Annotated in this window: 11 protein-coding genes, 1 tRNA gene and 1 pseudogene; 1 reads left to right on the forward strand and 12 read right to left on the reverse strand. The window is 68.1% G+C overall.

Annotation, left to right across the window (positions count from 1 at the left end; translation table 11 throughout):
* Nucleotides 1-78: 78 nt before the first annotated feature.
* Nucleotides 79-429 carry a DUF4870 domain-containing protein gene (locus SD626R_RS05835; protein ID WP_092564711.1) on the forward strand — a complete coding sequence of 117 codons (351 nt, stop codon included), beginning with the start codon at nucleotides 79-81 and terminating at the stop codon, nucleotides 427-429.
* An 82-nt stretch (nucleotides 430-511) separates the two neighbouring features.
* Here SD626R_RS05835 and rpsB read toward each other — a convergent pair whose 3' ends face one another.
* The 12 genes and pseudogenes from rpsB to SD626R_RS05895 form a co-directional block, all read right to left on the reverse strand.
* Nucleotides 512-1,336, reverse strand: coding sequence for a 30S ribosomal protein S2 (rpsB, locus tag SD626R_RS05840; RefSeq protein WP_092564713.1), 825 nt, complete (start codon nucleotides 1,334-1,336; stop codon nucleotides 512-514).
* A 16-nt stretch (nucleotides 1,337-1,352) separates the two neighbouring features.
* Complete coding sequence (gene eno / locus SD626R_RS05845; RefSeq protein WP_092564715.1) at nucleotides 1,353-2,555, reverse strand: phosphopyruvate hydratase; 1,203 nt, start codon at nucleotides 2,553-2,555, stop codon at nucleotides 1,353-1,355.
* Nucleotides 2,555-2,734, reverse strand: coding sequence for a DNA-directed RNA polymerase subunit K (locus SD626R_RS05850; RefSeq protein ID WP_092564717.1), 180 nt, complete (start codon nucleotides 2,732-2,734; stop codon nucleotides 2,555-2,557). Before SD626R_RS05850 ends, eno begins: the two co-directional genes overlap by 1 nt.
* Before the next feature lie 2 nt (nucleotides 2,735-2,736).
* The gene (locus SD626R_RS05855) at nucleotides 2,737-2,931 is read right to left on the reverse strand and encodes a DNA-directed RNA polymerase subunit N (RefSeq protein WP_092564719.1); all 195 of its coding nucleotides are present in this window, start codon (nucleotides 2,929-2,931) and stop codon (nucleotides 2,737-2,739) included.
* Between the two features lie 12 nt (nucleotides 2,932-2,943).
* Nucleotides 2,944-3,342 (reverse strand): 30S ribosomal protein S9, encoded by a 399-nt coding sequence (locus SD626R_RS05860; RefSeq protein ID WP_092564721.1) that lies wholly within the window; start codon nucleotides 3,340-3,342, stop codon nucleotides 2,944-2,946.
* Nucleotides 3,336-3,782 carry a 50S ribosomal protein L13 gene (locus tag SD626R_RS05865; protein WP_092564723.1) on the reverse strand — a complete coding sequence of 149 codons (447 nt, stop codon included), beginning with the start codon at nucleotides 3,780-3,782 and terminating at the stop codon, nucleotides 3,336-3,338. The genes SD626R_RS05860 and SD626R_RS05865 overlap by 7 nt, the downstream gene beginning before the upstream one ends.
* A complete protein-coding gene (locus tag SD626R_RS05870; protein ID WP_092564725.1) occupies nucleotides 3,779-4,132 on the reverse strand; it encodes a 50S ribosomal protein L18e in 354 nt (117 codons plus the stop codon). The genes SD626R_RS05865 and SD626R_RS05870 overlap by 4 nt, the downstream gene beginning before the upstream one ends.
* 39 nt (nucleotides 4,133-4,171) lie before the next feature.
* Nucleotides 4,172-4,256, reverse strand: a tRNA-Leu gene (locus SD626R_RS05875).
* 107 nt (nucleotides 4,257-4,363) lie between these two features.
* On the reverse strand, nucleotides 4,364-5,116 hold the full coding sequence (locus SD626R_RS05880) for a DNA-directed RNA polymerase subunit D (RefSeq protein ID WP_092564727.1): 753 nt from the start codon (nucleotides 5,114-5,116) through the stop codon (nucleotides 4,364-4,366).
* Nucleotide 5,117: 1 nt separating this feature from the next.
* Nucleotides 5,118-5,507 carry a 30S ribosomal protein S11 gene (locus SD626R_RS05885; protein WP_004046448.1) on the reverse strand — a complete coding sequence of 130 codons (390 nt, stop codon included), beginning with the start codon at nucleotides 5,505-5,507 and terminating at the stop codon, nucleotides 5,118-5,120.
* Nucleotides 5,508-5,513: 6 nt separating this feature from the next.
* A complete protein-coding gene (locus SD626R_RS05890) occupies nucleotides 5,514-6,041 on the reverse strand; it encodes a 30S ribosomal protein S4 (protein WP_092564730.1) in 528 nt (175 codons plus the stop codon).
* Nucleotides 6,038-6,177 (reverse strand): annotated as a pseudogene (locus tag SD626R_RS05895) (30S ribosomal protein S13); the annotation flags it as partial. The pseudogene SD626R_RS05895 and the gene SD626R_RS05890, both read right to left, overlap by 4 nt.

Below are 6,177 nucleotides of genomic sequence, written 5' to 3' on the forward strand. Positions count from 1 at the left end.
CGGTAGTCGACGGCCGCCCGCCGGGCGGCGAGCGTTCTCCCAAAGCTTATCCATCAGCTACGAAATCCCATTCCCGCTATGTCAACACCCGCTACCGGGACCGGCGACGAACGCGTCGAGGGCGACACGACGCTGGCGGCGCTGTCGCACGCGTCGGCCCTCTTCGCCTCGTTCCTCGGGCCGATCCTGTTTCTGGTCCTCGCGGACGACGACGACGAACTCGTCAAACGGAACGCGAAGAATTCGCTGAACTTCCAGATCGTCGTCTTCGTCGCCCTCATGATCGCGGGGGTCCTGAGCTTCGTGTTCGTCGGGCTCCTGCTGTTCCCGATCATCGCGATCGCGGACCTGATCTTGGTGCTCATCGCGACCGTGCGGGCCAACGACGGGGAGGTCTACTCGTACCCGTACACCCCGAAGATCGTCTGAGAACGCGCTCTCGGCGCGAGGCGGCGGCGGCTCGCAGGTGGTCTACGGGCGAAACGAAACCGAGAACTCGAAAAACGACGGCCTACAGCTCGTCCTCGAAGTCGTCGAGGGCGAACACGGTGTCGGCGCCGCGGCGGTCGAGCGTCTCGTTGGCGAGCAGCCAGTAGACGACCGACAGCGCGCGCCGACCCTTGTTGTTCGTCGGGATGACGAGGTCGACGTTCGACAGCTGGTTGTTGGAGTCGCACATCGCGATGACCGGGATGCCGACGGTGATGGCCTCCTTGACGGCCTGCGCGTCGCCGATCGGGTCGGTCACCACGACGACGTCCGGCTCGATGTAGCCGGCGTAGTCGGGGTTCGTCAGCGTGCCGGGGATGAAGCGCCCCGTGCGGGCGCGGGCGCCGATGGCGTCCGCGAACTTCTCGGCCGGGAACCGGCCGTACTGCCGCGAGGACGTGACGAGGATCTGCTCCGGGTCGTAGTTGGAGAGGAAGTCCGCCGCGGTGCGGATCCGCCGGTCCGTCGTGCTCACGTCGAGCACGTACAGGCCGTCGTCGCGGACGCGGTGGATGAACCGCTCCATGTCCTTCGTCTTCTGCTGGGTCCCGATGTGAACGCCCGCGGAGAGGTAGTCCTCGACGGGGATCAGCAGGTCGACGTCGTCGTCGGGCATGACGTCGTCGTCGAACGGAGAGGCCTCCTCCTCGTCCGGGTCGTCGTCGGCCTCGGCGGTCGCCTCGTCGATGTCGGCGTCGGCGGACGCCCCAGTTTCGGCGTCGGCGGCCTCGTCGGCCGCGTCGGCGGTCGGTTCCTCGGTCGTGTCGGCCTCCTCCTCGACCGCCGCGTCGACCGCCTCGGTCTCCGCGTCGTCGTCGAGTTCGACCGCGTCGTTGTCTTCGCTCATGCGTGGTGTGGACCCGTCATACCGCGTCGTCCGCGATTCGGATCAGTTCGTTCAGCTTGGCGGTGCGCTCGCCGCCGACCGTGCCGGTCTTGATGTAGCCGGCGTCGGTCGCCACGGCGAGGTGTGCGATCGTCGTGTCTTCGGTCTCGCCCGAACGGTGGGAGATGACCGTCTCGTACCCGTTGCGGGCGGCGAGCTCGACCGCGTCGAACGCGTCCGACAGCGTCCCGATCTGGTTCGGCTTGATCAGGATGCTGTTGGCCGCGCCCGCGTCGATCCCGTCCTGAAGCCGCTCGACGTTGGTGACGAACAGGTCGTCGCCGCAGATCAGCGTCCGGTCGCCGACCCGGTCGGTCAGCTCCGCGAACGCCTCGTAGTCGTTCTCGTCGAGCGGGTCCTCGACGTACGCGAGGTCGTACTCGTCGACGAGCCCGGCGACGTACTTGATCTGCTCGTCGGCCGACTTCGTCTCGTCGCCGTAGACGTACGCCTCTCGGTCGTCGTCGTACAGCTCGGCGGCGGCCATGTCGAGCCCGAAGCGGATCTCGAAGCCCACCTCGTCCTCGACGCGGTCGACCGCCTCGTCGACGACCTCGAACGCGTCGGCGTCCGAGATCGGGGGCGCCCACGCCCCCTCGTCGCCCTTCGCGGCCGGCACGCCGCGCTCGTCGAGCACGTCCGCGACCGCCGCGTGGACCGCGGCGTTCGCGAAGACGGCCTCCGAGACGCTGGGCGCGCCGACGGGCGCCGCGAGGAACTCCTGGATGTGGGTCGCCTCCTTGGCGTGCTCCCCGCCGCCGACGACGTTGCCGAGCGGAACGGGGAAGTTCTCGCCGCGGAACGCGCCGCCGAGATGCTGGTACAACGGGGCACCGAGCACGTCGGCAGCGGCCTTCGCGGCCGCCATAGAGATGGCGACGGCGCTGTTTGCGCCGATCGACGAGAAGTCGTCCGTCCCGTCGGCCGCGCGGAGCGCGGCGTCGACGGCGCGCTGGTCGCCGGCGTACAGCCCTTCGAGCCGGGGGACCGCGTGTTCGCGGGCCTTCGCGATCGACTCGCTAGCGGGCAGTTCGATCGCCTCGTACTCGCCGGTGGACGCCCCGCTGGGCGCCGCCCCGCGGCCGAAGCCGCCGGACTCGGTGAGCACGTCGGCCTCGACGGTCGGGTTCCCCCGCGAGTCGAGCACGCGACGCAGCGAGACGCTGGTGATGCGGGTCATCAGTTGGACTCCCTCCGGACCGTGAAGGGGAGCGCCCCCGCGTCGTACTCCTCCGCGGCGACGAGGATGGGCTCCGTCTGGTCCGTGTCGATCAGCACGGGCGCCCCGTAGGACACCTGCAGCGCTCGCGCGCCGAGGATGCGTGCCTTCTCGTATCGGTTGTATCTCTGTCCTGTCATTATCACTGGTACGGCGAGACGACGTCGACGAGGTCGCGATGGCTGACCATCATCCGGCGGCAGCAGTGCCGGTCGACCCCGAGGTCGTCGAGCACGTCGCCCGGGTCCTCGTCGCCCTCGCGGGCGCGCTCCTTGAACTCCTCCCAGTGCTCGCCGATGACGTTACCGCACGTGAAACACCGGACGGGGATCATCATGACTGGATCACCTCAGCGGTAGGACTTCTGGTAGCGGGCGCGCGCACCGGGTCCGCCCCACTTCTTGGGTTCGGACTGGCGCACGTCGTTGACCAGCAGCGTGCGGTCGAAGCTCATGTACGCGTCGCGCAGCTCGGCGTCGCCGAGGTGCTGGACGAGGCCGCGCGCGATGGCGGTCCGCGTCGCGTCGGCCTGGCCGCTGAAGCCGCCGCCCTCGACGTTGATGTCGATGTCGACGCCGTCGCGGAGCTCGTCGCCCGCGATGCGGAACGGCTCCAGCATCTTGAGCCGCGCCTGCTCCGGTTCGACCAGCTCGACGGGCTGGGAGTTGATGCGAACGCGGCCCTCGCCCTCGCGCACGGTGGCGCGGGCGACGGCCGTCTTCTTCTTGCCTGAGGTGTTAGTTACCATGTGACGTTGGCTCCCAGAGACTCGGAGATCTCTCCGAGCGTCGTGAACTTGATGTTCGAGAGGCGGTCGAGCGAGGTGCCGTCGAGGACGACGCTCTCGACGTCGTCGCGCTCGTAGGGGTTGCCCACGTAGACGCGGACGTTCGAGAACGCCTCGCGGCCGTCCTCCGTCTTGTACGGCAGCATGCCGCGGATGGCGCGCTTGAAGATCCGGTCGGGGCGCTTGGGGTAGTACGGCCCGCTGTCGGAGCCGAGCTCCGCGCGGGTGTGGTACGTCTCCATCGTCGCCTCCTCGTTGCCGGTGATGACCGCGTGCTCGGCGTTGACGACGGCGACCGTCTCGCCGTCGAGGACGCGCTGGGCGACCTTCGACGAGACGCGACCGAGGATGCAGTCCCGCGCGTCGACGACGACGTCCGCGTCGATCTTCGCGAGACTCATCGGATCACCCGCACGTTGCTCCCTTCGGGGTTCTGTTCGATGAACTGTTCGAGCGACACCGCTTCGCCGGCCCGGTCGATCTTCGTGCGGGCGGTGCCCGAGAAGTCGACGGCGGCGACGGTGACGTTCTTTTCGAGCACACCGCTGCCCAGCACCTTGCCGGGGACGACGACCGTCTCGTCTTCCTGGGCGTACCGTTCGATGCGGCCCAGGTTGACCTCAGCGTGCGTGCGCCGTGGCTTCTCCAGTCGGTCGGCGATATCCTGCCACACGTTGGCACCGGAATCTCGCGAGACCGACTTCAGATCGGCGATGAGGTTCTGTAGTTTCGGATTCGTCTTGCTACTCATAGCTGTCCCTCCTGAATCGGAGAGTTCGTGAAAACGGAGTGCAGGGAGCAGGATTTGAACCTGCGGACCTCTACAGGACAGCGCCCTGAACGCTGCGCCGTTGGCCTGACTTGGCTATCCCTGCGTGCACTCCTGCGTAACTCGGCTCCCTTCAAACCACTTTCGGTCCCGGCGTCGCGACTCCGTGCAGGGGCGAGCGTCGAGTGTGCGGTTTGAAGGTCCGTCATTACGTTAGACCGCGACTTTCGTCTGTAGTTCGTCCGCGCGCTCCTCGATGGAGTCGATCGCGCGGAGCAGCAGTTCCTCGACGTCGAGCGACCCGTCCGTCTCGATGTGGAAGACGAACGCCCCCGGGACGTCCTCGACCGCGACCTCCTTCCCGGGGAACCGTTCCGAGAGGTCGTTGTCGAACTCGTCGGTGAGCTCTATCGAGCCGTCGGGCGCCTCGATGACGCCGCGGAGGATGTTCGGCTCGTCCTCGTCGAACTCGCCGCGGTCGCCTTCGACCGAGACGCGCTGGAGGTGGCGGTAGCCGACGGAGACGCCGCCCTGGTGCTTGGCGTGCTCCTTGCCGGTGTTCAGCACCGCGTCCGCCTCGAACTCCAGCCGCTGTCCCTCCTTCAGCTCGATGATCGGCACGTTCTCGTCGGCGACCTCGACGAGCGGGTCGGCGCTCTCGATGTCGCCCGAGTACGCCGTCGCCGGGCCTTCGACGTCGAGCGCGAGGGTGACCTCGTCGCCGAGTTCGAAGTCGTCGAGCGGCGTCGTGAGGGGCACGAGCCCCAGCCGGAGGCCGATCATCTCGTCGAACATGACGGAGGAGTTCTCGACGAACCGGACGGTGTCGATCGAGAACGTCGGGACGTCGGCGATCATCGCGCGGCGGATGCCGTTGGCGAACGCCGGCGTCAGCCCGCGGATCAGCACCCGCGCGCTGCGGTCGTCCCGTTCGACGTACTGGACGTCGAAGTCGTCTTCCGTCATGTCAGACTCGCTTGTTCTTCGGCGCCTTCGTCCCGTCGTGCGGGATCGGCGTGACGTCCTCGATCCGGCCGATCTCGACGCCCGCACGCGAGAGCGCGCGGATCGTCGCCTGCGCACCGGGACCGGTGGACTTGTTGAGGTTGCCGCCCGGGCCGCGCACGCGGACGTGCACGCCCTCCAGACCGGCGTCCTTGACGCGCTCGGCGACGACCTCCGCCATCTGCATGGCGGCGTACGGCGACGCCTCGTCGCGGTTCTGCTTCACCACGGTACCGCCGGACGACTTGGCGATCGTCTCGGCGCCGGTCTCGTCGGTGACCGTGATGAGGGTGTTGTTGAACGACGCGTACACGTGGGCGATGCCCCACTTTCCGTCCTCGGATTCACTCATGTATGCTCACTCCTGTGACTCCGCGCGCTCGGGGTGGAGATCGTCCGCGAGCGGGCTCGTCTCGTCGAAGGCGATGGCGCCCTCGTCGTCCACGTCGACCTTCACCGAGGGGCGCGTGACGCGCGCGCCGTCGACGGTGATGTGGCCGTGGACGATGAACTGGCGGGCCTGCTGGGTCGAGGACGCGAACCCCTGCCGGTAGGCGACCGTCTGGAGACGGCGCTCCAGCAGGTCGGTCACGTCCAGCGAGAGGACCGCGGAGATGTCGTCGTTGTCGCCGAGGATGCCGATGCGGCGGAGCCGTGCGACGAACTCCGCGCCGGCCTCCTGGGCGGCGTCGACGTCGCCCTGGGCCTCGCCGAGCAGGCGACGCGCCTCGCGTCGCATGCTGCGCAGCTCGGACTGGGCGCGCCAGAACTCCTCTTTGTTCTTCAGGCCGTACCGCGAGAGGAGGTCGGACTCCTCGGCGATGCGCTCGCCCTGGTACGGGTGGTTCGGCGTCTCGTAGCCCTTCGTGTTCTTGCCGGTGCTCATTCGTCGTCACCCGCCGCTTCGTCTTCCGCCATCTCCTCGCGGATCTCCTCGACGTTGACGCCGATGGTGCCCTCGGACCGCCCCGTGGACTTCGTGCGCTGGCCGCGTACCTTCTGGCCGCGCTTGTGGCGAACGC

Source organism: Halorubrum sp. SD626R, from assembly GCF_001261915.1.
Classification (GTDB): Archaea; Halobacteriota; Halobacteria; order Halobacteriales; family Haloferacaceae; genus Halorubrum.